This is a genomic window from Azospirillum sp. CT11-132 (assembly GCF_047302835.1).
In the GTDB taxonomy this organism is placed as follows: Bacteria; Pseudomonadota; Alphaproteobacteria; order Azospirillales; family Azospirillaceae; genus Azospirillum.
Window position 1 is genome coordinate 637,592 of record NZ_JBGLZA010000005.1, and the last position, 24,070, is coordinate 661,661.

Annotated in this window: 19 protein-coding genes and 1 pseudogene; 5 read left to right on the forward strand and 15 right to left on the reverse strand. The window is 65.3% G+C overall.

Going from position 1 to position 24,070, the window contains the following annotated elements; all coding sequences use genetic code 11:
• The first annotated feature begins 42 nt into the window (after nucleotides 1-42).
• The 3 genes from ACCD06_RS22585 to ACCD06_RS22595 all read left to right on the forward strand — a co-directional run bounded on the left by ACCD06_RS22585 (nucleotide 43) and on the right by ACCD06_RS22595 (nucleotide 3,621).
• Nucleotides 43-1,017 (forward strand): LysR family transcriptional regulator, encoded by a 975-nt coding sequence (locus tag ACCD06_RS22585; RefSeq protein WP_109076376.1) that lies wholly within the window; start codon nucleotides 43-45, stop codon nucleotides 1,015-1,017.
• A 77-nt stretch (nucleotides 1,018-1,094) separates the two neighbouring features.
• Complete coding sequence (locus ACCD06_RS22590) at nucleotides 1,095-2,153, forward strand: dipeptidase (protein WP_413343663.1); 1,059 nt, start codon at nucleotides 1,095-1,097, stop codon at nucleotides 2,151-2,153.
• Between the two features lie 97 nt (nucleotides 2,154-2,250).
• Nucleotides 2,251-3,621: an FAD-dependent oxidoreductase gene (locus tag ACCD06_RS22595; protein ID WP_413343665.1), complete on the forward strand. Its 1,371-nt coding sequence runs from the start codon at nucleotides 2,251-2,253 to the stop codon at nucleotides 3,619-3,621.
• Nucleotides 3,622-3,666: 45 nt separating this feature from the next.
• Here ACCD06_RS22595 and ACCD06_RS22600 read toward each other — a convergent pair whose 3' ends face one another.
• The 3 genes from ACCD06_RS22600 to ACCD06_RS22610 all read right to left on the reverse strand — a co-directional run bounded on the left by ACCD06_RS22600 (nucleotide 3,667) and on the right by ACCD06_RS22610 (nucleotide 7,320).
• Nucleotides 3,667-4,839, reverse strand: a complete 1,173-nt coding sequence (locus tag ACCD06_RS22600) for an ABC transporter substrate-binding protein (RefSeq protein ID WP_413343667.1) — start codon at nucleotides 4,837-4,839, stop codon at nucleotides 3,667-3,669.
• Between the two features lie 175 nt (nucleotides 4,840-5,014).
• Complete coding sequence (locus tag ACCD06_RS22605; protein WP_413343669.1) at nucleotides 5,015-6,580, reverse strand: acyl CoA:acetate/3-ketoacid CoA transferase; 1,566 nt, start codon at nucleotides 6,578-6,580, stop codon at nucleotides 5,015-5,017.
• A complete protein-coding gene (locus ACCD06_RS22610) occupies nucleotides 6,577-7,320 on the reverse strand; it encodes an enoyl-CoA hydratase/isomerase family protein (RefSeq protein WP_413343671.1) in 744 nt (247 codons plus the stop codon). Before ACCD06_RS22610 ends, ACCD06_RS22605 begins: the two co-directional genes overlap by 4 nt.
• 202 nt (nucleotides 7,321-7,522) lie before the next feature.
• Here ACCD06_RS22610 and ACCD06_RS22615 point away from each other — a divergent pair, with 202 nt between their 5' ends.
• Nucleotides 7,523-8,194, forward strand: a complete 672-nt coding sequence (locus ACCD06_RS22615; protein ID WP_136702703.1) for a GntR family transcriptional regulator — start codon at nucleotides 7,523-7,525, stop codon at nucleotides 8,192-8,194.
• Between the two features lie 145 nt (nucleotides 8,195-8,339).
• Here the strand turns inward: ACCD06_RS22615 and ACCD06_RS22620 are convergent, their stop codons facing one another.
• The 3 genes from ACCD06_RS22620 to ACCD06_RS22630 form a co-directional block, all read right to left on the reverse strand.
• Entirely contained in the window at nucleotides 8,340-9,674 is a 1,335-nt protein-coding gene (locus ACCD06_RS22620) for an MFS transporter (protein ID WP_413343673.1), read from the reverse strand.
• Between the two features lie 221 nt (nucleotides 9,675-9,895).
• Nucleotides 9,896-10,888, reverse strand: coding sequence for an alpha/beta hydrolase (locus ACCD06_RS22625; RefSeq protein ID WP_413343675.1), 993 nt, complete (start codon nucleotides 10,886-10,888; stop codon nucleotides 9,896-9,898).
• 29 nt (nucleotides 10,889-10,917) lie between these two features.
• Nucleotides 10,918-11,853 carry an MBL fold metallo-hydrolase gene (locus ACCD06_RS22630; protein ID WP_413343677.1) on the reverse strand — a complete coding sequence of 312 codons (936 nt, stop codon included), beginning with the start codon at nucleotides 11,851-11,853 and terminating at the stop codon, nucleotides 10,918-10,920.
• A gap of 75 nt (nucleotides 11,854-11,928) precedes the next feature.
• Here ACCD06_RS22630 and ACCD06_RS22635 point away from each other — a divergent pair, with 75 nt between their 5' ends.
• Nucleotides 11,929-12,897 (forward strand): LysR substrate-binding domain-containing protein, encoded by a 969-nt coding sequence (locus tag ACCD06_RS22635; RefSeq protein ID WP_413343679.1) that lies wholly within the window; start codon nucleotides 11,929-11,931, stop codon nucleotides 12,895-12,897.
• Nucleotides 12,898-12,921: 24 nt separating this feature from the next.
• On the opposite strand, the gene ACCD06_RS22640 is transcribed toward ACCD06_RS22635, so the two are convergent.
• The 9 genes and pseudogenes from ACCD06_RS22640 to ACCD06_RS22680 form a co-directional block, all read right to left on the reverse strand.
• A complete protein-coding gene (locus ACCD06_RS22640) occupies nucleotides 12,922-13,920 on the reverse strand; it encodes a LysR family transcriptional regulator (RefSeq protein ID WP_109076386.1) in 999 nt (332 codons plus the stop codon).
• A gap of 129 nt (nucleotides 13,921-14,049) precedes the next feature.
• Nucleotides 14,050-15,120, reverse strand: coding sequence for a MalY/PatB family protein (locus ACCD06_RS22645; RefSeq protein ID WP_413343681.1), 1,071 nt, complete (start codon nucleotides 15,118-15,120; stop codon nucleotides 14,050-14,052).
• 206 nt (nucleotides 15,121-15,326) lie between these two features.
• Entirely contained in the window at nucleotides 15,327-16,919 is a 1,593-nt protein-coding gene (locus ACCD06_RS22650; RefSeq protein WP_413343683.1) for an ABC transporter substrate-binding protein, read from the reverse strand.
• 34 nt (nucleotides 16,920-16,953) lie between these two features.
• Nucleotides 16,954-17,823, reverse strand: a complete 870-nt coding sequence (locus ACCD06_RS22655; protein ID WP_109156000.1) for an ABC transporter permease — start codon at nucleotides 17,821-17,823, stop codon at nucleotides 16,954-16,956.
• Nucleotide 17,824: 1 nt separating this feature from the next.
• Entirely contained in the window at nucleotides 17,825-18,766 is a 942-nt protein-coding gene (locus ACCD06_RS22660; protein ID WP_109156001.1) for an ABC transporter permease, read from the reverse strand.
• A gap of 55 nt (nucleotides 18,767-18,821) precedes the next feature.
• Nucleotides 18,822-20,648: an ABC transporter ATP-binding protein gene (locus ACCD06_RS22665; RefSeq protein ID WP_109156002.1), complete on the reverse strand. Its 1,827-nt coding sequence runs from the start codon at nucleotides 20,646-20,648 to the stop codon at nucleotides 18,822-18,824.
• 396 nt (nucleotides 20,649-21,044) lie between these two features.
• Nucleotides 21,045-22,013: pseudogene (locus ACCD06_RS22670) on the reverse strand (IS5 family transposase).
• Nucleotides 22,014-22,195: 182 nt separating this feature from the next.
• Nucleotides 22,196-23,131, reverse strand: a complete 936-nt coding sequence (locus ACCD06_RS22675; protein WP_413344080.1) for a branched-chain amino acid ABC transporter permease — start codon at nucleotides 23,129-23,131, stop codon at nucleotides 22,196-22,198.
• Between the two features lie 45 nt (nucleotides 23,132-23,176).
• Nucleotides 23,177-24,064 (reverse strand): branched-chain amino acid ABC transporter permease, encoded by an 888-nt coding sequence (locus tag ACCD06_RS22680; RefSeq protein WP_413343685.1) that lies wholly within the window; start codon nucleotides 24,062-24,064, stop codon nucleotides 23,177-23,179.
• Between the last annotated feature and the right edge of the window lie 6 nt (nucleotides 24,065-24,070).

The following is a 24,070-nucleotide window of genomic DNA, read 5'->3' on the forward strand; positions in this document are numbered from 1 at the left end:
CACGCCGGTCAAGGCTAAGAGGCAAAGCCGCAGGGGTGCTCGATGCGGGAAATCAATCAGCGACGGTTGCGCTATTTCTTCGAAGTGCTGACTCACGGATCGATCCGCGGGGCGGCCAACGTGATCAATACGGCGCCATCGGTCATCGCCCGCCAGATCCGCCTGCTGGAAGAGGAGCTGGGCACCCCGCTGTTCGAGCGCGGGGCTTCCGGCGTCACCCCGACGGAAGCGGCGCACCATGTCCTCGACTATTGGCGGACCTGCCGGTCGCAGCAGGAGGATCTGGAGGAACGCATCGCCGAGCTCAACAATCTGCAAAGGGGTAGCCTGCGTCTGGCGATCGGCGAGGGCTTCATCGACGATCTGATGGACCATGCGCTGCTGCCGTTCAGCAGGGCCTATCCGAACATCCAGCTGACGATGAACACCATGACGGCGAACGACGTGGTCGCCGAAGTGACGGAGGACATCGCCCACATCGGCATCACCTTCAATCCGCCGCGATCGGCGAAAATCCGCACGGTGATGAAATCGGTGCTTCCGCTCTACATGCTGGTCGGCGCCGATCACCCGCTTTCCGCCATGCCGGGACCGATCACGATCCAGCAGGCCCTGGAATATCCGGTGGCGATGATGCCGTCGACCTTCGGCATCGGCAAGATCATGGAAACCCTGGCCTATGTCGAACAGGTCCCGCTCACCGTCGCCTTCTCGACCAATTCGGTCCACTGCCTGGCGCGCTTCGTGCGGAACAACCGGGCGGTGACCTTTCTCGGGGCCCACAACGCGCTGGCCGCCGCGGAGGGCGGCGGTGTCGTCGCCCGGCGGGTCGACCATCCGCTGCTGCTGAAATCGGCGGCGCATCTGATCGTCAAGGTCGGCCGGCCCCCGACCAGGGCAACGCAGATGCTGATCCAGCACATCCGCTCCCTAACCCGCATCTTCTCGACGGAGTTCCTGAGCTCGCTCGAACCGTCCGGAGTTGCCCAGAGTGCAACGGAAGACGTCGCAGAATAGACTTCGCCAGCCGGAAAAACCCCGCCAAGATCCTGATGGGCAGAAATAACTGCCGGACATCAGGAAGAACCCATCCCATGAGCCCAGCGTCGATTCCCACCTTTGACGGCCATAACGACGTCGCCCTTCGTCTTTACCGCACCGCGGCGGTCGATCCAGCCACGGCATTTCTTGGGGGACAGGACGAGGCGCACATCGATCTGCCCAAGGCCCGCGCCGGCAACTTCGCGGGTGGCTTCTTCGCCTTGTTCTCGCCCTCATCGTCCCGCAACAACTACTCCAGCATGGCCGGCGAGCGCTATGACATCCCGTTGCCACCGATGCTCGAACTGGAAGCGGCGCGCGATCCCATCGTGACCATGCTGTCCCTGCTCCTCCGGGTGGAGCGGGCCTCGCAGGGGGCCGTCACCATCTGCCGCGATACCGGTGCGATCCGGTCGGCGATGGCGCGCGGCAGCATCGCCATGCTGGTCCATCTCGAAGGCGCCGACGCCATCGACGCCGACCTGCACATGCTGGACGTCCTGCATGCGGCCGGGCTCCGCTCGCTGGGGCCGGTCTGGAGCCGCGACACGATCTTCGGCCATGGGGTGCCGGCGCGCTTCCCCAGCAGCCCCGACTGCGGCGGGGGATTGACGGCGGCGGGCGAAAAACTGGTCCGCGCCTGCAATGAAATGAAGATCATGATCGATCTTTCGCACATCACCGAACAGGGATTCTGGGACGTGGCGCGCCTGTCGAAGGCACCGCTGGTCGCCACCCATTCGAACGCCCACGCGCTCTGCCCGTCATCCCGCAATCTGACCGACCGGCAGCTCGACGCCATCCGCGAATCCGGCGGGGTGGTGGGATTGTGTTTCGCCACCTCCTTCCTGCGCGCCGACGGCAACATGAACCCGGATACCGGCATGGAGGTGGTTGTGCGGCACTTGGAGGGGCTGCTGGAACGGCTGGGCGAAGACCGGGTGGCGATCGGGTCGGACTTCGACGGGTGCGTCGTCCCGCGGGACATCGGCACGGCGGCGGGCATGCCGCTGTTCTACGAGGAACTGCGCCGGCGCGGCTACGGTGAGACGCTGCTCAACAAGATCGGCTGGTCGAACTGGCTCGACGTGCTGGAGCGGACGATCGGCTGAGGAGCCGCCGACAAGGGCGGCGGTCAGAAAGCAGTCGACAAAGCCGGCGACCGCCGCTACCGTTAATCGACAACTGACATATCAAAAGGTGGGTACGATGTTTCAGGCGGACCTGTTTCCCGGCTGGACGACGGTGTGCCGTCTGGAGGAAGCCCCCGGCCTCCCCGTCCTGGCCGATGTCGACGTGCTGGTGGTGGGCGGCGGTGCCGCCGGGGTCGCCGCCGCAACGGTCGCGGCGGAGGCCGGCAAGTCGGTGATGCTTCTGGAACGGTACGGCTTCTGCGGCGGTGCGGCGGTCGCCGGCATGTCGGGCACGATCTGCGGCATGTATCTCGCCACCGACCGCAATGCCGGCCCCGAGCAGGTCGTCTTCGGCTTCACCGAACGGTTCCGCCGGGCGATTTCCGAGCGGGGCGGCCTGACCGCGCCGCAAATCTACGGCAAGACCTGGACCGTGACCCACGACCCGCTGATGTGGCGGGAAACGGCGGATGCCTTTCTTGCCGCGGCCGGGGTCCGCGTGCTGTTCCACACCGCGGTGACCGGCGTTCTCATGGATGGCGACCGCTATGCCGGCGTCGTCATCGAGTCCAAGGCCGGACGGTCCACCGTGCGCGCCCGGCGCGTCGTCGACGCCTCGGGCGACGCGGCGGTCGTCGCCCGTGCCGGCCACCGCTATCTCTTCGGCGACAATGGCAAAATCCAGAATCCGACGATGTTCTTCCGTCTCGGCAACGTCGATATGGATCGCTACCTCGCCTATTACGGAGAGGACACCATCTGCCCGCCGAAACTGACCGAAGCCATCCGGCGGGCAAATGACGGCGGCGGCTACCAACTTCCACGCAACAAGATCTGGATTTTCCCGACCACCCGGCCGAACGAGCTGATGGTCAACGCGACACGGCTGAGCGGCCGTGACGAGCGCATGCTCAACGTCATCGATCCGGCCGACTTCACCGAAGCCGAGATGAGCGGGCGCCTTCAGGTCCGCGAATATGCCCGCTTCCTGCGCGACACGGTGCCGGGCTGCGAGAACAGCTATGTCGTCGATACCGGGGCCGAGGCCGGAATCCGGCAAACCCGCTCCATCGTCGGGGCCGAGACCTTGCGCAACAGCGACGTGGTCGAATGCCGCAAGCGGGCGGACGGCATCTGCCGCGTGCCCTGGCCGATCGAGCTGCATGCGGGCGACAAACCCAAGCTGCACTGGCTGCTCGACGACTGGTACGAGGTTCCCTATCTGGCCCTGGTTCCGGAAGCGGGCGAGAACATCATCGTGGCCGGCCGCTGCCTGAGCGCCGAGCACGAGGCGCTGGCCTCGGCGCGGGTCACCGCCCAATGCTTCGAATATGGCCACGCCGCGGCGGTCGCTACGGTGCTGTCCCTCGATGAAGATCTGCGGTTCCGCGATATTCCCGGCGCCCGGGTCCGCGAGCAAATGGCCCGCAACGGCAGCGCCTTCTGACGGAAGTACCGAGCGGAAGCCCTGCGGCTTCCGCTCCCTCTTCGCTTATTTCCTGACCAGAGGGCACTGGCTTTCGGAGAGCGGACGGACGACTTCGCCGGCGGGGATCCGGCGGACCAGCTTGTAATAGTCCCATGGCGCTTTGGATTCGGCGGGCGATTTGACCTGGAACAGGTACATGTCGCGCGCCAGCTTGCCGTCCTCCCGCAGCACGGCGTTGTCGGTCATCATGTCCTTGACCGGGGTCTTGCGCATCTGTTCGGCAACCGTCATAGCATCGGTGGTGCCGGCCACCGACACTGCTTTCAAATAGTGCATGACCCCGCTGTAGACGCCGGCCTGCACCATCGTCGGCATCCTGTTGGTCCGCTCATGGAACCGCTTCGACCATGCGCGGGTCTCGTCGTTGAGATCCCAGTAGAAGGATGCCGTCAGCAACAGGCCGCGTGCCGTGCTCAGCCCCAGCGCATGCACGTCGGTCAGGTAGACGACAAGCCCGGCCAGCGCCTGCCCCCCGTCGGTCAGGCCGAACTCTCCGGCCTGCTTGATCGAGATGATGGTGTCGCCGCCGGCATTGGCCAGTCCGATGTATTTGGCGCCGGACCCCTGGGCCTTCAGCAGAAACGAGGAATAGTCGGGAGTGTCAAGCGGGGCGCGGACCGAGCCGATCACCTTCCCTTTTCCGGCCGTAACGACCGCCGCGGCGTCCCGTTCCAGCGCATGACCGAAGGCATAGTCGGCGGTCACGAAGAACCAGCTGTCCTCCTCCCCCTTGGTCAGGGCGCCCGCCGTTCCTTTGGCGAGGCCATAGGTGTCGTAGGTCCAGGCAAAGCTGTTCGGAGAGCATTTGGCATTGGTCAGGTCGGAAGAGGAGGCCCCGGAAAAGATGGCGAGCTTACCCTTGTCCTGGGCCACCGCCTGGACCGCCAAGGCGACGCTGGAATTGGGAATATCGACAATGAGATCGACGCCCTTCTGATCGTACCATTCGCGGGCGATTGCCGAGCCGATATCCGCCTTGTTCTGATGGTCGGCGCTGATGATCTCGATCTTCATACCCTTGTTTGCGCCCGCGCCCGCGGCGGTGAAATCCTCGACCGCCAACCGGGCCGCTTCGATGCTACCCTTTCCGCCCATGTCGGCATAGATGCCGGACTGGTCGTTGAGGACACCGATCCGCACCCCGGCAACCTCGGCCCGGGCCACGGCGGAGACCATGCATATGGTCGCCGCCAGGCAAGAGAGTGCCTTTCTCTGCATCGTTTCCTACCCCATTCTTTTGGCTTTTTGAAAGAGACGGGCAAACCAGCGGAGCCGACGCTCGGCAAGCCGCATCCGGCGGCCGCTATGGCCGCCGGTTACGGTGACGTCCGGTCGCCGCCGTCGCTTTTGCTCAGCGAAACAGGGCCGCGTCCATGACCGGCAGCGGGTCGAGAATCTGGATGGGCTGATACTCCATCCGCTCCAGCACATGCCGGCGGACATCGACGCCCGGCGCAATCTCGCTGAGCACCAGCCCGTCGGACGTCACCTGGAAGACCGCACGCTCGGTTACCAGGAGTGCCGACTGGTCCCGGTAGCGAACGCCGTCGAGAACGCGATAGGTCACGCTTTCGGCATCGCGGACGAACTTCGAAATCTTGCCGTCCTGCCGGATGTCGAGACGGCCGTCGGCAATCGCGATATCAAGGCCGCCGGTTGTAAAGGTGCCGGTGAAGACCAGACGCTTGGCATTCTGGGCGATGTCGATGAACCCGCCGGCACCGGGGTTGGCCGCGCCGAACCGGCTGACATTGACCGAACCGTGGCTGTCGAATTGCGCGAAGGCCAGGGCGGCGAACTCGCAGAGGCCGCCGTCGATCGCGTCGAACTGGTAGAGTCCGTCGAGAATGGCATCCGGGTTGATGTTGGCGGAAAACTGCCAGCCGGACATGACGACGCCGCCGTAGGAGCCGTGCTCCGTCGTGAACCAGTAGTCGTCGAGGGCGCCGTCGTCGAACAGCCCCTGCTCCGCCATCACCAGCGGAATATCAGCGGCGGCGCCGAAGCCGAAGATCGACAGCTGGCGTTTGGCGACCTCGCGCGCCGCACGGGCGGCGATCACCTTGTCCGGGCTCTGGGCCGGTTTCGGCAGCGCCGACAACGGGGATCGCTGCCCGCTGAAATAGGCGGAGTCGAACGGTATGCCGGTGGACATCATCATGTCCGGATCGACCACCACCGCATCGACGAACATGCCGGGGATCGTCACCATGGAGGCCGGCCGTTCCCCCGCCCCCGTCACCCGCCGGACCTGGGCGATCACCCGGCCGCCGCTGGCCTTGGCGGCGAGCACGAGGCCGATGTTCGAGGAGACCAGCGCCTCGTCCTCGAAGGACAGGTTGCCGTGCTCGTCGGCCGTCGACGCCCGAACGATTGCCACGTCGATCGGCCAGCTGGGATAGTAGAGATAGGGTTTGCCGTCGAACTCCACCTTCCTGACCAGTTCCTCGGTCGCCCTGGCGGTGAACCGGCCGCCGCCATGCGCCGGATCGATGTAGGTGCCGAGCCCGACCTGGGTCAGATAGCCGGGCCCCTTGCGCGCGACCTCGCGCAGCCAATGCATCGATGCGCCGATCGGCCAGGAATAGGCCTCGATGCGGTTCTCGCGGATCAGGCGCATCAGCTCCGGGCGCCGGTTGGTCCTGGGATCGAGCGGATTGATGTAGGATCCGGCGATGATCCGCTTCATCAGCCCTTCCTGGGCGACATGGTCCATGCCCCTGATGCCCTGGGCATCACCGGTTCCCACCGGAAAATAGAAGGTCAGGTTGCGCGGATATCCGGTGGCGCGGAAGCGGTCGCCGAGCGCCTTCAGCACCTTGTCGGGCGTAACCCAGCCGATCACCCCGACCGAGGCGACCGTGGCGCCGTCGGCGATCCCGCCGACGGCCTCCACAACATCGACGATCTTGCTCATGACTTCACCGTGAAGCGGTCGATCGTGGCGCGGGCGGCGGGAGAGAGGCAATCCTCGGCGAATAGGCGCGACGCCTGCATGTCGGCGCGCTCCGCGTCCGCTGCGGCGAACGCCTCGAAGAAGCGCTTGGTGGTCGCCACCGCATTGGCGGGAAGTGCGGCCAACGCCGTCGTCAGCGCCTTGGCACGGTCGAGAGCGGCGCCGTCCTCGGCCGCGTAATCGGCGACGCCCAGCCTCAGCGCCTCGTCGCCAAGGATCGGCTCGCCCCCCCAGGTGAGCAGACGCGCCTTGACTCCGCCGACGCGGGCGACCAGGGCCTGCAGCCCCCAGGGCGGCAGCCAGCCGTTCTGCACCTCCGGCAGGTGCCAGCGGGTTCCTCGGGCGGTGACGACGATGTCGCAGCACACCGCCAGAATGAACCCGCCGCCCAGCGCATAGCCCTCCACGGCGGCGACGACCGGCTTGGACATATAGGCGATGGTCCGGGCGATGGCCGCCGTTTCCGCCTCGTGCCCGCACATGGCGGCGATCGACTGGCCGCCGAGTTCCTTCAGGTCGCTGCCGGCGCAGAAGGCTGGAGGCGCTCCGGTCAGGACGACGGCCCCGACATCGGGGTCCTGCTCCGCCGCCCGCAGCGCGGCGGCAAGCCCCTTCATGACCTCCTCGCCCAGCGCATTGCGCCGCTTCGGCCGGTCGAGCGTGATGACGCAGACGCGCCCCGTCTTTTCGATTCCGATCATGGGATGTCCGTATTGCTGGAGAGAGGTCGCGGCGGCCCGGCGATCGAAACTGATGATCCTGGGGCAACGCCGATTGATGCTCGATTAGTATGCATGTGACATATCAGATGGGGCGCAATATTGTCAAGCTGGATCGCCAAAGTGGACCAGCGTGGAATCGTCGTGCGGGATTGCCGTGCGGAACCGGGAGACGGAGAGCCTGATGGGAGACGAGATCAAGGTGGATCAGGAAGCGGCGTCGATCGCCGAAACGGCGTATCAGCGGATCGAGGAGATGATCGTCACGCGGGCGCTGCCTCCGGGATCGATGATTTCTGAGAACCGGCTGGCCGAAGAGTTGGGATGCGGACGCACGCCGATCCGCGAGGCGCTGCAACGGCTGAAGCTTGAAGGCTTCATCGAGATTCACCCGCGCCGCGGCGCGCTGGTGACCCCGGTGGACGTCATGAAGCAGCTGGAACTGCTGGAGGTCCGCCTGCCGCTGGAACTGCTGATGTCCCGGCTGGCGATCCGGCGCGCCACCAAAGCGGAACGGTCGGAAATGCTGCGGCTGGCCGCGGTCATCCGGCAGGCGGCGGCGACCGGAAACCGTTCTCTCTATCTCACGACGAACCGCGCCATCCATGAAATCCGCACCGCGGCTGCCCACAACGGCATGCTGGCGCAAACCGCAAGGGGTGTCCTGGCGCTCTCGCGGCGCTTCTGGTACGCCTACATCGAGGACACCGACAGCTTCACGGAAGCCGCCGACCTGCACGCCAAGATCCTGACCGCCATCGCGGAATCGTCGGAAGAGCGCGCCGTCGAAGCGACACAGGGCTTCATCGATTTCCTCGACCGGCTGACGCGCCGCGCCTTGTCGCGCGATTTCTAAAGTCCGTCGAAACCCCGGTTCGGTGTCTTGAAACCGTTGATTCTCCTCAACATCAGGGTTCCATGAAAAATGGCCGAGCGGAGACCGCTCGGCCACAAGTGCCGCCTCGTACAGGAGAATTTGAGGCGGTATGGACAACCCGCCGTCAGGCGCGCGCAGGAGCTGGCCGCCCTTGGATCCCTCCTTCCCGTTGCAGCCGGGGACGGATGAAGCTCGCGGCGACGATGCCGAGCAGGACGCAGACCCCGATGAAGTACCAACCGTTCGAGTAATCCTTGCCCGCAGCCGTCACCACCACCAGGGCACCGAAGATCTTCGCGCTGAATGCGGCGACGAAGTATCCGGCACCGTTCACGAACCCCATCGCCTTGCCATAGACCTCAGGGGTGAAGATTTCCGCCGGCACGGCCAGAAAGGGGCCCCATGCCATGTTCCCGAAAAACCCCATGCCGCACAGCGCGACCGCCAGCAGAACCGGGTCGGCGCTCTGCAGGGTCGCCAGCAGGAAGACGAAGGGCGCCAGACCGATGAAGCAGGTCATGATCATGATGCGGCGGTTGCCGTGGAACACGCGATCCGACAGATAGGACGAGGTGAAGCTGCCGACCGCGCCGGCCAGAAAATAGAGGGAACTCCACCACCCCATCGTCTGAAGCTTGAAGTGGAACACGTCGGACAGATACAGCGGAATCCAGGTCAGGGCGCCGTAGAGGGTCACCTGCATCACGATGTCGACGAAGACCACCGCGACATAGCTGGGGTTGCGGAAGAACTGGACGAACGTGATCGTGTTGCTGCGAAGGATCGTATTCCGGGCGTCGCCGTACTCACCCTTCTTGATCACTCCCTCCTCGATCTCATCGCGGTAGGCGTGGTCGAGTTCGTCCGGCGTAATCTTGGGATACTGTTCCGGCCGGTCGAAAACCATCAGACCGATCAGAGCCAGCGGCAGGACGCCGCAGGCGGCGGTGACGTAGAAGACCAGCCGCCAATCGCCGGACACCTGCGCCAGATGGGTGGCGAAGACGCTGGCCCAGGCGGGCGTCAGAATCCAGGCCCAGGACAACAGTGCCTGTGCCCGTGCGCGCCCCTGCTTGTTGAACCAGCGCATCAGGATGCGGGCGGAGGGCACATACTCGGTGCCGACGAGAAAGCCGAACATCGCCATGCGCAGCAGATACTCGTCACGGGACTGGATCAGCCCCATCCAAGCCGTCATCACCGACCACGCGACCACTGAGAAAAGCAGGATCTTCTTGGCACCGAAACGATCGGTGAGCAGGCCCGAGATATATTGTGCCGGACCATAGAACAGCAGCATGAGAAAGGCGCCAGTCCCGATGTCGGCCGTCGTCAGACCGATATCCTGGGCGATCGCCGGGGTGAGGACGCTCGACTTCACCCGGTCGAGATATTGGATGCTGTAGGCGACGAAGAGCACGATCGCCACGACCCACCGATAGGGAATCTTGTTCCTCATCAGTTTCCTCCCGCAGATTTTCTGGATTGACGACTGAATGAGTTCTGACATGTCAGTCGTCGCTCATCAGACTATCAGTAATTTCCCGTTAGTCAAGCGCGGGCCGGCGGGACGGCCGGATCCATTTTTTTAATCATCCGGTTTAAGGCAACGAGGGCCGCCCTCGCCACGGAGCGAGACGGCCCTCAAAACTTCTTGACTGATGAACGGCTCGCCTGCGCTCAGGCGGCGGGTTCGGCCTGTTCGTCCAGGAACCGGATGACCGCGTCGAACGCCTGTCCGCGGTTCTTTTCCATCAGCACCATATGCGTCGCCTGACCGATCTCCACCAGCCGCTTGTACCGCGCACCGGTAAGCCGGGTGAACAGATCCTGCGCCATGTCGAACCGCACATCGACATCCCATTCGGCGCAGACCAGCAGGACGGGATTGGCGATCGCCGCCGGGTCGTAGAGCGGATTGCCGGCGGTCCAGTGCTGCCGGACGTCCAGCACGGCACCGGAGGGCGCACGGATCGTCCCCGCGGTGGACGAAGCAGGGTCGGTGGCCAGCGTGACCTCGGCCCAGTCGTCGAACCAGCCCTCCGGGATCAGCCCCGCCCTCTCCTGCTCCGGCGCAGCACCGCGCCAGGCGGCTTCGAAAGCCAGCGGGTTGACGATGCGGTAGGCGCCGATCGGCCCCCCGGAATCGAACCGCAAGGGCGTTCCCGACAGCCAGAGGGGCGTGACCAGGATCAGTTTTCCGAACCGGTCGCCGGCTTCGGCGGCCAGCGTCCCGACAGCGGTCGCTCCCCAGGACATGCCGAGCAGGTTCACCCGCTCGACACCGCGTTTCCGCCGGACGAAATCGACCGCCGTGGCGAGATCGCGGACCGCCGTCCGGGCCGGGCTCAGCGGCGGATTGTCTTCGGGCGGCTCCGACATCTCGGGCAGGCGCGTCGAACCGCCATAGCCGCGGACGTCCACGGCCCAGACGTCATAGCCATGGCCGGCCAGAACATCCATGAACGAGGCGCCTGCGACCGGCACGTCGAACAGGCTTTCCGACGGAAAGGTCGCGCCGTGGATCATGACCAGCGTGCGTTCGGCCGAATACTCCACCGCATTGACCGGACGCTTGTTGATCAGTTGAAGCGTCACGCCGTCCGTATCGCTCGGGATCATCACCCGCTCGCACTGGATCCGGCGGTTCGGCGAATGGTCTGTCTGCAACATGCTCGCTCCTTAGCTCAGGCAAAATCCGTTCAGGCGAATTGCCAGGTGAACCGGTCGCCGTCGCGCCCGACGCGGCCGGCGGAGGATTCGGCGAAATGGCTCGTGAAGACCAGGGTCCCGGTTTCCGCTGCATGGTTCAGCGTCCAGCGGCGGGACGCCCGGGCAGCCTCGGGAAATTCGCAATAGAGCGAATTCCAATCGGGCCTGACGATCTGCGTCGGGTGGTGCAGCACGTCGCCCCAGAACAGCGCGTGCTCCCCCCGGGACGTGAAGCGGATGCAGGCGTGATCGATGCTGTGGCCGGGGGTCGGCAGGAAGGAAAAGCCCTCCACCGCCTCCAGCTCATCGACCATGATCTGTCGCGCCAGCCCGGCTTCGACGACGGGACGCACGCTGTCCTCATAGACCCCCGCCAACGGCGTCTTGACCATGCGGCCCAGCCCGGCTTCCGCCCTGATTGCCGCGTCGGAGCCGTCGCCGGCAGACAATGCCGCGAGATAGTCATGTCCACGGGCGGAGAAGACATACCGCGCATTGGGGAAGGTCGGAATCCATTGATCGCCGACCTTGTGCGTGTTCCACCCGACATGATCGACGTGCAGGTGGGTGAACAGCACCAGATCGACATCCTCGGGATCGACCTGCGCCGCCTTCAAGCGGTCGAGAAAGGGTTCGTTGAGCCGGTGCAGGACCGGCATCGCCGGGCGTTCCTTGTCGTTTCCTGTCGCCGTATCGACCAGGATGACCCTGTCCGGCGTGCGGACCAGCCAGGTATGGATGCTCTGGCGGAGCATGCCCGTCTGCTGGTCCACCGATCCGGGACCGAACTCACGGGCGGTCTCGGGGCCGACGGCGGGGTCGAAGTCGGGGTAGAGGTAAGCCGGATCGACTCCCTCGAGCGGCAGTTCGGGAATTTTGACGATGACGGCATCGCCGACGCGATACACGGCCGGTTCGGACTGCATGGGATTTTCCTGTTGGGGGGTTGCCTGGCAGCCAACCTAATGCCACATTGCCCATCAGACAAATCGATGCGGATCATGGTCTCAATCAATCATTTCGATCTGCGGTCGTTCGATCTCAATCTTCTCGTCGCGTTCGATGCGTTGATGCAGGAACGCAGCGTCACGCGCGCCGCCACGCGCCTGCGGGTCGGCCAGCCGGCGATGAGCCACAGCCTTTCCACCCTGCGCATGCTGTTCCAGGACGAGCTGTTCGTGCGGGTCGGGACGGTCATGCAGCCGACGGCCCGTGCCCGCATGCTGTCCGGACCGATCCGCACCGCCCTCGATCAGATGCAGACGGCGCTTCATGCCCGCACCCTCTTCGATCCGGCGACCGAGGAACGGACCGTCCGCCTGGGCTTTTCCAGCGAGGTGGAGCTTCTGCTGCTCCCCGAACTGACGGCACGGATCCGGCAGTTGGCACCGGGGATCCGCCTTCTCTGCCGGTCGACCGGAAAGGAGGAGGCTCACCGCATGCTGGACGACGGGGCGCTCGATCTGGCCGTCGGCTGCTTCGACGCGGTGGCCCAGCGCCATAGATCGCGGTTCCTGTTCGAACAGTCCCTGAGCTGCGTCTTCAATGCCCGCCAGCTTGCGCTCGGCACACCGATCAGCTTGGCGGATTATCTGTCCGCGCCGCACGCCCTGGTGACGCGGACCGACAGCCTGCAAGGCTGCCTTGAGAATGCCCTGACCGAGATCGGGGCGGATCTCGACGTCGTCGCCGCCGGGTCGGAGTTCCTGACCATTCTGGCGACGGTCGCCTGCGCGCCGGTGATCACGACCATTCCGACCCGCATGGCCCGTCTTTATGCTCCCCGCTTCGGCTTGACCGACTGCCCCGCTCCTCTGACCCTGAGACTGCCCGCGGTCGCGATGGTGTGGTCGCTCCAGCTCGATCAGGATCCGGCATCGGCCTGGATCAGGGATCAGGTCGCCGAAATCCTGCTGGCGGCGGAATTGGATGTCCGCGACACCTTGAGGACGGTCGGCGGCCGGGGCTGAACGTTCCGCGCCTGACCATCCAGGTCACAGCGTCACGGCGCCTCCATTGCCTTTGCAGGGAAGCGGCGACGGCTTCTCCGATCGCGCTCTCGGCCCGTCCGATGTGCGGAACTCGGGCGCGAAGATCCCGGTTCTGCTGCCGATATAGTCGATCAGCGTCCGCGCCGACTTGATCGGGTTGCGGCCCGCCTTCACGATCAGTTGCGCATTGGATTTCAGCAGAAGCGGATGCTGGATGCGCAGGGCGACGACCTCCCCCGCATCCGCCATGGCGGACGCGTTGATCGCCCCGGTGAAGGTCACCGCGTGGTTGTTGAGGACGAACCGCGCCAGACTGTGGACGGAGTTGGTCATGAAGGCGATGTTGAGCGGCAATTGTTCGACATAGGCCAGCGTTTCGACCAGCTTGCCGAGACCCGTCGCCGACGGCATTGTCGCCACCGGATATTCGAACACCTGGGAAAGGGTGACGGGCTCGGGGCACAGCGCCAGCGGATGGCGGGCACCGACCAGGACATGGACCGGGGCATTCGCCTTCAGAACCGTACGGGTCTTGGTCGAGCGGGGCGGGTTGAAGGCGATCCCGATATGGGCGACGTCCTCCGCCACTTCCGACACGACCTCGGTCGCCGACATGGTGTTCATCGTGAACTGGATGTTCGGATAGGCCTTGCTGAACGGCAGCAGCGCCTTTTCCATCAACTCGTCGATATATCCCTCGCTGATCGCCAGACGCAGGCTTCCGCGTTGCAGGTTGTTGATCTCGGAAATCCGTTCCTCGAGATTCTCCTGCTGGGATCGGCAGAAGCGCCAGTATTCGAGGACATATTGCGCCGCTTCGGTCGGCGTGGCGCCGCTGGCTCCCCGCTCGAACAATGCGGCCCCCAGCTCCTCTTCGAGCAGCCGGATCTGGCGCGTTATCACCGAAGGGGCGGTGTTGATTGCATCGGCGGCCCGACGGATCGAGCCGTGCGTCAGAACTTCATGAAAGTAACGCAGCCGCCGCTGGTTGATCTCCCGCATCGGGCTTTCCATTCTCCGCAAAACGGAACAAGGATGCTTCCTGAACCACCATCTGGCGCATCGTCGCGATGCCCTGCGGGATGCCCCACGAGCCGGGCGGTCGCCATTGATTCCTGTGAGCTAGTCCTGTCAGCGGCTCCTCATCGCCTGCCGCATCCGGTCGAGAATTTCGTCGATGAGGGGCTTCGACGTCGCAAAATTCATCCGGATGAACTGCGGGGATTGCGGATCGAAGGTTTCGCCGGCGCCGAACGCGACCTTCGCATGGTGGAGAAAGAACTCCCCGGCCGGCCGGTCCAACCCCATCGCCGAACAATCCAGCCAAGCCAGATAGGTTGCCTGCGGCGGATGAAGCCCGATCTCCGGCATCTCCGCCCGCAGAACCGCGCAGACATAATCCCGCATCCCTTGCAGATGGGCCAGCACGGCGTCGAACCACCCCTGCCCGTCCCGCCACGCGGCCAGCGTCGCCTCGATGCCGGCGATGCTGCTTTGCCCCAGCAATCTGGGATGCAGCACCGCCGTGAACCGCTCCAGCAGCGCGCGCGACCCGAAATGCATCACCGCGCAGCGAAGGCCGGGAATGCCGAAGCTCTTGGTCGCCGAATGGAGCGTGACGGTCCGCCGGGCAACCTCCGGCCCCAGCGAGGCGAACGGAATATGGGCACGACCGTCATAGACGATGTCCGCATGGATCTCGTCGGCGACGACGGTCAGATCGTTACGGACCACATGGTCGGCCAACTCCGACAGTTCCGCCCGGCTGAGCATCCTGCCGGTCGGGTTGTGCGGATTGCACAGGATCAGCAGTTTCGCAGCCAGCCGTGAGTCTTGCGATAACCGGCCCAGGTCCCAGCCATAGCCGCCCGGACCAAGAACGGCGGGCCATGCGACGGCATGCCGTCCGGTATCCTCGACAGCCGCCCTGAACGGCGGATAGGCGGGAAGCTGGACGGCGACGCCCTCCCCTTTCCGGGTGAAGGCCGTCACCGCCGCGTAGATGGCCTGCACGAGATCCGTGACGACCAGCGTGCAATCGGGTTCGACCGGCCAGCCATACCGCCTCTCCATCCGTTCCGCAAAGGCATCGGCGACCAGGCGGTCCGGCGGCCGGCCCCGACGCAGAGGATATTGAAAGGCGCCCGCCGCCGACAGATCTGCCACGGCCCGGCGGACCGGCTCGGCCATGTCGAAATCCATCTCGGCAACCCAGCAGGGAATGACCGAAGGATCGTAGCGGTCCCATTTGAGCGAGCCCCGACGGCGCAAGGTGCTTTCGGACAGGAAAAAGCTCTGCCGTGAAGGCCCTGGGAAGCCGGTGACGCTCGCTCTGGCCTCTAGTCTGGCCTCTCGATTTCCGATCATCATTCCGCCTCCCCCTCGACCCCTGCTTCCCGCGACGTGACTCAGCCCAGCTTGATGTTCCAGGCGAGCGGCAGCGGCGCCTTCAGCATGCCGGTCACGGTGCGCCGCCGGGCGGACGGTGTCTGGAACTGCCCCAGCGGAACGAAGGGCACAGTCTCGAAGGCGCGCGCCTCGATCTTCCGGACGATCGCGCCCTGGTCCTGCGGATCCGCGGTCATCCACTCGTCGCGCAGCTGCTCGATCACCGGATCGGTCGGCCAGCCCGGCCAGGTCTGCTTGCCGTTGGCGCGCAGCCCGAGATGCGTCGAGGGGTCGAGAATGTCGGTCACGCTGAAGCCGGCATGGAAGATCGACCAGCCACCCTTGTCGACCGGCTCCATGCTGGTGCGGCGCTTGTAGAAGGTGCCGAGATCCATCGCCTGCAACTCGACATTCACCCCCATGCGCTTCAGCAAATCTTCCGTCACCAGCGAGGCGGCGTGCAGCCAGGACAGGTCGGTCGCGGTCGGAATCGCCACCTTCTCGCCTTTGTAGGAGGACTCCAGCAGCGCCTTGGCCTTCTCGAAGTTGGCCGCCATGACCTCCGAGCCGGCACCGGTGGACATCGTCGTGCCGCAGAAGAAGGTCGACCGGCATTCCTTGTACAGATCGGGCATGCCGACCTGCGCCTGGAGGTAATCGACTTGATTGACCGCCATCTGGATCGCCCGGCGCATCTCCAGACGGTCGAACGGCGGCTGAAGATGATTGAAGCGCAGGATGGTCATGTAGCCGAGATCGTCGTAAGCCTCGGTGTTGATGGCCGGATCCTGGCTCAGCAGCGGCAGCAGCGTCAGGTCGGGTCCATGATACCAATCGACCTCGCCGCGCTGGAGCGCCGCCGTCGCCGTCGCGGCGTCGGGGATGACATGCCACTCCAGCCGGTCGACATAGACGATCTTGCCGCCGGAGGTGCAGTCGGGTGCCTCGTTGCGTGGCACGTAGCCGTCGAACTTCGCATAGACCGCGCGGCTGCCAGGCACCCATTCGTCGGCCAGGAAGCGGAAGGGACCGGAACCGATCGCCTCCTTGATCGATACGCTAGGGTCGGTCTGAGCGATCCGTTCCGGCATGATGAAGGGCGCCGGCCCGCCAATCTTGGCCAGCCCCTTGGTCAGCAGGCCGAAGCGCGACTTCAGACGGAACTCCAGGGTACGGTCGTCGACGGCGCGCAGCTCGTCGGTCAATCCGAAGATGGTCTGGCCCAGCGGGTCGCGGGCGCCCCAGCGCTTCAGGCTGGCGACGCAATCGCGCGCCAGGACCTTTTCGCCGTCATGGAACTTCAATCCGTCACGCAGCCGGATCGTCCAGGTCAGCCCGTCGGCGGACTGTTCCGCCCCCTCGGCCATCTGCGGCTTGACCTCGAACCGCGTGTTCATCCCGAACAGCGTGTCGTAGATCTGGTAGCCGTGATTGCGAACGGGTTGTCCGCTGGTGACCACCGGATCGATGCCCGAGAGGTTGGATGCCGGCACGACGCGCAACACGGTCTTCTTGGTCTGGGCGATCGCCGGGGCACTCAGCCCCGCCGACCCCGCCAGCGCCCCTGCCGCCATCGCCGATCCTGCCAGAAACGCACGCCGGGTCACAGTCATGGCACGAATTCTCCGAGAAAATGGGGTTTGCCGGTTACAGCTCGCGCGAGAGGCGCGGATCCAGCAGGTCGCGCAGTCCATCGCCGATCAGGTTGATGCTGAGGACGGTCAGCGACAGGAAGACCGCCGGGAAGAAGATGATGTTGGGGAACAGCTGGAAGTAGCTGCGGCCCTCGGAGATGACGCTTCCCCAGGTCGGCACCGACGGCGGCGTACCGGCGCCGATGAAGCTGAGGATCGACTCCGAGATGATGGCCGAACCGCAGATGAAGGTGCCCTGGACGATCAGCGGCGCCAGCGCGTTCGGCGCGATGTGGCGCAGCAGGATGACCATCGGCGGGGTGCCGATGGCGATCGCCGCCTCCACATAGGTCTGTTCCCGCAGAGTCAGGACGACGGCACGGACCAGACGGGTCACCCGCGGCGTCTCGGCGATCGCCAGCGCGATGATCACGTTCTCAACGCTGGCGCGGGTCAGGGCGATCAGGGCGATGGCCAGAAGAATGGCCGGGATCGCCATGAAGGCTTCAAGGACGCGCATCAGGAGGGCGTCCAGCTGCCGGAAGAAGCCCGTCAGCAGTCCGAGCACCAGCCCGCCGAGCATGGCGAGCGCCGCCACCGAGAACCCGACCAGAAGGGAAACCCGCCCGCCATACAGCACCCGGCTGTAAAGCTCCCGGCCCAGCGCGTCCGTCCCGAACCAGTATTGGGCGGAGGGAAGCTTCAGCCGCGCGGCCGGCGCCAGCTTCTGCGGATCGGTGGTCCCGAGCCAGGGGGCCAGCAGCGCCGCGGCGACGATCAGCGACAGCACCAGGGCGCCGAAGATCATCGGGCCGTGATGACGCAGGAAGGGACCCCATGTCGAGCCGACGCGCTCGGGATCGGGGGAGGTGGCCGGAGCCATTTCAGTAGCGGATGCGTGGGTCGAAGATTGCATAGCTGATGTCCACGCAAAGGTTGACGATGATGTAGATGCCGGCGAGCAGCAGGATGACGCCCTGGATGATCGGGTAGTCGCGGCGCAGGATGGCGTCGACCAGCAGCCGCCCGACGCCTGGGATCGCGAAGACCGTCTCGGTGACCACGACCCCGCCGAGCAGCAGCGCCACGCCGATGCCGACCACCGTCGCGATCGGCACGGCCGCATTGCGCAAGGCATGCCGCCAGATGATCACCCGGTCGCTCATCCCCTTGGCGCGGGCGGTGCGGATGTAATCCTGCGACAGCACCTCCAGCACGCCGGCCCGGGTGATCCGGGTGATCAGCGCGATGTAGACCATCCCGAGCGACAGCGTCGGCAGGACGAGGTTGGACAGCCATGGTCCGACACCGTTCGACAGCGGCGTGTAGCCCTGCACGGGGAACCAGGCGAGCTTGATCGCGAACACCCAGATCAGCAGATAGCCGACCACGAAGACTGGAACCGAAAAGCCCAACACACTGACGACGAGCGCCAGCCGATCCACTGCCCGCCGCGCCCGCCATGCCGCCAGCGCGCCCAGCGGCACTGCGACCACCACGGACAGCAGGACGGTCAGCGCACCGAGCGAGAAGGTCGGTTCCAGACGCTGTGCGATCAGGTGGGTGACGGGCAGGTTCGAAAAGATCGACGTCCCCAGGTCGCCCTTCACGAGGTTGAGCAGAAAGATCCCCAGCCTGACGTGAAAGGGCTGGTCGAGCCCCAGGGCGACGCGGATCCGGTCGATTTCCTCGGGTGTCGCCAGATCCCCGGCGATTATGGTGGCCGGGTCGCCCGGCGCGAAATACAGAAGGCAGAAGATGATCAGGGCAACGAGGGCGACGACCGGTATGGCACCGAACAATCGCCGGATGATGAATGCGAGCATGGTTCTTCCCTGTTCCTGTCTGGCCGTCACGCCCTCGGTCGTAAGATGCCGAAGCTTATGCGGCCCATTCCTCGCCCCATGACTGGACGAGATGCCCTGCCGAAACCTCGCGGTATTCGCGGACCGGCGGTATGTAGTCGAGCCTGCGCACTGGGCTCTTGATTTCCGCGCTCGAAATCGACCGCGCCATCCTGCGCCGCGTGGGATCGGGCACTGGGACTGCGGAAAGCAGGCGTTTGGTGTAAGGGTGCTGCGGGTTGCCGAAGACCGCGGCGCGGGGCCCGATTTCGACCATCTCGCCCAGATACATCACCGCGACGCGGTGGCTGAGGCGTTCGACCACCGCCATGTCGTGCGAAATGAAGAGGTAGGCCAGTCCCAGGCTGGCCTGGAGATCGAGCATCAGATTGACGACCTGCGCCTTGATCGACACGTCGAGCGCCGAAACCGCCTCGTCGGCGATGATCAGCTTGGGCTCGACCGCAAGCGCGCGGGCGATGCAGATACGCTGGCGCTGGCCGCCGGAGAATTCGTGCGGATAGCGCGAGGCCATCTCGGGCTTGAGACCCACCCGGACCAGCAGGTCCGCAACCTTGTCGCGCGCCTGGGCGCGCGTTCCCATCCGGTTGACCAAGAACGGCTCGGCGATCGCGTTGCCCACCTTGATGCGGGGGTTGAGGCTGGCGAAGGGATCCTGGAATATCATCTGCATCTTCTTGCGCGCCTCCGACAGGGCGCGCGCGCTGGATGACAGGATGTTGGTGCCTTCGACGAGGATCGTTCCTGCCCTCGGTTCGATCAGGCGCAGGATCGACCGCCCGGTGGTCGACTTGCCGCACCCGCTTTCCCCGACCAGCGACAGGGTTTCCCCCGGCTGAACGCTGAAGGAAACATTCTCGACCGCATGCACGCAGCCGGCCGGCTTGCGCAGGATGCCGGAACGGATGTCGAAGCGGGTCGTCAGGCCGCGCACCTCCAGGACCGGGCGGTCGGCCTGGGCGATGGTATCCGGCGTTTCCACCGGCGTGTCCGCCTCTCCGGTCTTGATATCGACCACGGGAAAGCGCATCGGGCGCTCCCGGCCCGTCATCGACCCCAATTGCGGAACCGCCGACAGCAGGGCACGCGTATAGGGCTTGCGCGGATTGCGGAAGACCTCGGCGGTCTCGCCGGTTTCCACGACGTCGCCGTGGTACATCACCAGCATGCGGTCGGCGATCTCCGCCACGACGCCCATATCGTGGGTGATGAATAGGACCGACATGCCCTCTTCGGCCTGCAACGTCTTGATGAGTTCAAGCGTCTGCGCCTGGATGGTGACGTCCAGCGCGGTCGTCGGTTCGTCGGCGATCAGCAGCTTCGGCTTGCAGGCCAGCGCCATGGCGATCATGACACGCTGCCGCATGCCGCCGGAAAAGCGGTGAGGATACTCGCCGAGCCGCGATTTGGCGGCAGGAATCCTCACCTTGTCGAACAGCCGGACGGTTTCGGCTTCCGCCTCCACCCGCGACAGTCCTCGATGGAGCATCAGCGCTTCGACGATCTGGAACCCGACCGGAAGCACCGGATTGAGGCTCGTCATCGGCTCCTGGAAGATCATGGCAACCTCGTTGCCGCGAATCCTGCGCATCTCCTCGTCCGGAAGCCGGAGCAAATCGCGCCCCATCAGGTTGATGCTCCCGGCGATGCGGCTGTTCGTCGGCGGAAGGAGGCGCATGATCGACAAAGCCGTGACGCTCTTGCCGGATCCGGATTCCCCGACGATCGCCAGCGTCTCCCGCGGGCGGATGTCGAAGGACAAATTCCTGATCACCGGCTGCCACAGGCCATCCCGCGCAAACGATGTCGTCAGGTTGCGCACGGAAAGAACCGTCTGCTCCAATACCTCCTCCTAACCGCTATCCATGATTGTCGAACCGGCAACTTGACCGCCAAGAGCGCAACGCCCGTCCTTGCGGCCGGCGTTGCCTACGCCGGTCGGTACCAACAACTCGGAAGACACTGCCTTTTGCAGGACTTGTTTATGGGTAGGTCAGATCAGGCAGACTGAACGACGTGGCCTCACAATCTGCCAGCATTGCGCTCAAGCACTGACGATAGCAGTGACCAACGAATGCAGAAAGAACTGTGAGAGTCGAAGATCGTTGCCCATGGAGCAACACCATCGTGGGCCGGTGCTGGGCGTCCGGCAGCTCACCCGGCCCATATGTGCAGCATCAAGGGACTTTGTTGCAGCGCGACAATTTCGCTCGCAGGAAGCCCTTTCCCGGCGTCGTGGTTACGCGACGCGGATGGAGTCCGGGTGTCCGAGGTCGAGCATGCGGTTCAGGGTCCGGACCGCGATGGCGATCTCGGCGTTCCGCCGATCCTCGGTTTGGAACCGCAGGCCGTCACCTATGACGCGCTTCCAGCGACTGTAGAACGCCTCGACCAGGGCGCGGACGGTGTACCGGAAGGCTTTCTGCCACGCCAAGCGTCCGTGCTCAGCGATGTACTGAAGGTGCTGGTCGCGCTGCGTTGGGTCGGTCGCGGCGTTCGCGCTCGGCACCGCCGTGGAGCGAGGCGGCACGACCACGGCGACGTCCAGCGTGTGCTCCGCCACGGCTGCGGCCACGCCGGTCTGGTCGTAAGCCCCGTCGGCCACAAACGCGGCTAGGGGCTCCTCAATTTGGTCCAGCAGAGCACCGACCTGCGAGCCGTCATCAACACCGTGGTCGGTCAGGGTCGCCGCGAGGATCCGCCCGGTCACAGCATCCAGTCCGACATGCAGCTTCTTCCACGCGCGTCGGCGCTGGGTACCGTGCTTTTTGACCACCCATTCGCCGGGACCGCACAGCTTCACGCCCGTGCTGTCGACCAGCAGCTCCACAGCGCCGCCCGATGAGACCGGTTCCGAAGGGAGGCGCAGGGTCTGTGCGCGACGGCTGAGGGTGGAATGGTCGGGGACGGCAAGCTCCACGCCGACCAGTCGGACGATGGAGCCGACCAAGCCTTCGGTTCGGCGCTACGGCAGCCTGAACACGGCGCGCAAGGTCAAGGCTGTCGTGATCGCCAGGTCCGAGTAGAGGCGCTGCCCGCCGGGCGTGGTCCGCGTCTCCGCCCGCCAGCGCGCGACCGCCTCCGGCGTGAACCAGACTGTCAGGCTGCCGCGCGCCCGAAGCCCCGCGTCATACGCCGCCCAGTTGCGAACCCGATGGCGCTGCTTCGGAATGTGATGGCGGCGGGATGCATTGGCTTTGAACGGCATGACCGAACCAACACGAGAGCGAAGGGCCGGCCTTCTACCGCGATACCCCGAACGCCGCAACCGAAGGCCTCGGTGCAACAAGGTCACGCAACGGCCCCGGCGCACGTCCACCCACCCACGCGGCCTCGGCGCGCCGGGGATCCTGTGGCGCAGCAGCAGGCGCCTTCCGTCGAGGCGGGACATCAGCGGTTCCCCCTGCCTGACAGCCGGTGCATCAGTTCGCCGATGATACCGCGGCGGAAGAGCAGGACGCAGACGACGAAGATGCAGCCGATCACCACCGGCACCGGCAGGCTGGTGGAGGCGAGGTAGCTTTCCAGCGTCACCACCAACCCGGCACCGACCACCGGCCCGAACAGCGTGCCCATGCCGCCCAACAGCGTCATCAGCACCACCTCGCCCGACATCTGCCACGTCACGTCGGTCAGGCTGGCGAGCTGGAACACCAGCGCCTTGGTCCCGCCGGCCAGCCCGGCCAGCGAGGCCGACAGCACGAAGGCCACCAGCTTGTAGCGGTCGGTGCGGTAGCCGAGCGACACCGCGCGCGGCTCGTTCTCGCGGATCGCCTTCAGCACCTGGCCGAAGGGCGAATGCACCGTGCGCCAGATCAGGGCGAAGCCGGCGACGAAGATCGCCAGCACGGCGTAGTACATGGTCAGCGGCTGGCTGAGGTCGAACAGCCCGAACAGCAGGCCGCGCGGCACGCCCTGGATGCCGTCCTCGCCATGGGTGAAGGGCAGCTGCAGCGCCAGGAAGAACACCATCTGCGACAGCGCCAGCGTGATCATGGCGAAATAGATGCCCTGCCGGCGGATGGCGATCAGGCCGAAGACCAGCCCCAGCAGCCCGGCCACCACGGTGGCGGCGAGCAGCCCGAATTCCGGCGCCCAGCCCCATTCCTTCACCACATGCGCGGCGACGTAGGCCGCCCCGCCGAAGAAGGCGGCATGGCCGAAGCTGAGCAAGCCGGCGAAGCCGATCAGCAGGTTGAAGGCGCAGGCGAACAGCGCGAAGCACAGCACCTTCATCAGAAAGACGGGATACAGGACATAGGGCGCCAGGACCGCCAGCAGCAGCCCGGCTCCGGTCAGCAGGATCTTCGGCGAGCCGCCGGACATGACAAGGCCTTCGTGCAGTGTGTCGCGGGTTTGCATGGTCATGGCTTATCTCTCCCGTCCGAACAGGCCGGCCGGCTTCACCATCAGCACCACGGCCATAATGACGAACACCACGATGTTGGACGCTTCGGGATAGAAGACCTTGGTCAGCCCTTCCAGCAGCCCCAGCCCGAGGCCGGTGACGATGGCGCCGAGGATCGATCCCATGCCGCCGATCACCACCACCGCGAACACCACGATGATCAGGTTCGACCCCATCAGCGGCGACACCTGATAGATCGGCGCCGCCAGAACGCCGGCCAGACCGGCCAGCGCCACGCCGAAGCCGTAGGTCAGCGACACCATCACCGGCACGTTGATGCCGAAGGCCTGCACCAGCGTCGGGTTCTCGGTCGCCGCGCGCAGATAGGCGCCCAGCTTGGTGCGCTCGATGGCGAACCAGGTGCCAAGGCACACCAGAAGCGAGAAGGCCACCACCCAGCCGCGGTAGGTCGGCAGGAACATGAAACCAAGGTTGGTGCCGCCCTTCAGCAGGTCGGGAATGGGATAGGGCTGGCCTGACACGCCGTACTGGTGGCGGAAGGCGCCCTCGAAGATCAAGGCCAGCCCGAAGGTCAGCAGCAGGCCATAGAGATGGTCGACCTTGTAGAGCCGGCGCAGCATGGTGCGCTCCAGCACCAGCCCGACGGCGCCGACCACCAGCGGCGCCAGCACCAGCGCCCCCCAATAGCCGATGCCGGCATAGGTCAGCAGCAGCCACGCCACGAAGGCGCCGACCATGTAGAGCGCACCATGCGCCATGTTGACGACGTTGAGCATGCCGAAGATCACCGCCAGCCCCAGGCTGAGCAGCGCATAGAAGGAGCCGTTGATCAGGCCGAGCAGAAGCTGGCCGAACAGGGCTTGCGGCGGAATGCCGAGCAGTTGGGACATCGGGCG

Bases quoted from the DNA above. Each gene is read 5' to 3' on its own strand.
- ACCD06_RS22635 (WP_413343679.1), top strand. From the start codon at position 11,929: ATGGTCTCAATCAATCATTTCGATCTGCGGTCGTTCGATCTCAATCTT.
- ACCD06_RS22650 (WP_413343683.1), bottom strand. From the start codon at position 16,919: ATGACTGTGACCCGGCGTGCGTTTCTGGCAGGATCGGCGATGGCGGCA.
- ACCD06_RS22680 (WP_413343685.1), bottom strand. From the start codon at position 24,064: ATGTCCCAACTGCTCGGCATTCCGCCGCAAGCCCTGTTCGGCCAGCTT.
- ACCD06_RS22615 (WP_136702703.1), top strand. From the start codon at position 7,523: ATGGGAGACGAGATCAAGGTGGATCAGGAAGCGGCGTCGATCGCCGAA.
- ACCD06_RS22630 (WP_413343677.1), bottom strand. From the start codon at position 11,853: ATGCAGTCCGAACCGGCCGTGTATCGCGTCGGCGATGCCGTCATCGTC.
- ACCD06_RS22625 (WP_413343675.1), bottom strand. From the start codon at position 10,888: ATGTTGCAGACAGACCATTCGCCGAACCGCCGGATCCAGTGCGAGCGG.
- ACCD06_RS22590 (WP_413343663.1), top strand. From the start codon at position 1,095: ATGAGCCCAGCGTCGATTCCCACCTTTGACGGCCATAACGACGTCGCC.
- ACCD06_RS22645 (WP_413343681.1), bottom strand. From the start codon at position 15,120: ATGGATTTCGACATGGCCGAGCCGGTCCGCCGGGCCGTGGCAGATCTG.
- ACCD06_RS22600 (WP_413343667.1), bottom strand. From the start codon at position 4,839: ATGGTCTCCGCCGTGGCCCGGGCCGAGGTTGCCGGGGTGCGGATCGGT.
- ACCD06_RS22595 (WP_413343665.1), top strand. From the start codon at position 2,251: ATGTTTCAGGCGGACCTGTTTCCCGGCTGGACGACGGTGTGCCGTCTG.
- ACCD06_RS22660 (WP_109156001.1), bottom strand. From the start codon at position 18,766: ATGCTCGCATTCATCATCCGGCGATTGTTCGGTGCCATACCGGTCGTC.
- ACCD06_RS22675 (WP_413344080.1), bottom strand. From the start codon at position 23,131: ATGTCCGGCGGCTCGCCGAAGATCCTGCTGACCGGAGCCGGGCTGCTG.
- ACCD06_RS22585 (WP_109076376.1), top strand. From the start codon at position 43: ATGCGGGAAATCAATCAGCGACGGTTGCGCTATTTCTTCGAAGTGCTG.
- ACCD06_RS22610 (WP_413343671.1), bottom strand. From the start codon at position 7,320: ATGATCGGAATCGAAAAGACGGGGCGCGTCTGCGTCATCACGCTCGAC.
- ACCD06_RS22605 (WP_413343669.1), bottom strand. From the start codon at position 6,580: ATGAGCAAGATCGTCGATGTTGTGGAGGCCGTCGGCGGGATCGCCGAC.
- ACCD06_RS22620 (WP_413343673.1), bottom strand. From the start codon at position 9,674: ATGAGGAACAAGATTCCCTATCGGTGGGTCGTGGCGATCGTGCTCTTC.
- ACCD06_RS22655 (WP_109156000.1), bottom strand. From the start codon at position 17,823: ATGGCTCCGGCCACCTCCCCCGATCCCGAGCGCGTCGGCTCGACATGG.
- ACCD06_RS22640 (WP_109076386.1), bottom strand. From the start codon at position 13,920: ATGCGGGAGATCAACCAGCGGCGGCTGCGTTACTTTCATGAAGTTCTG.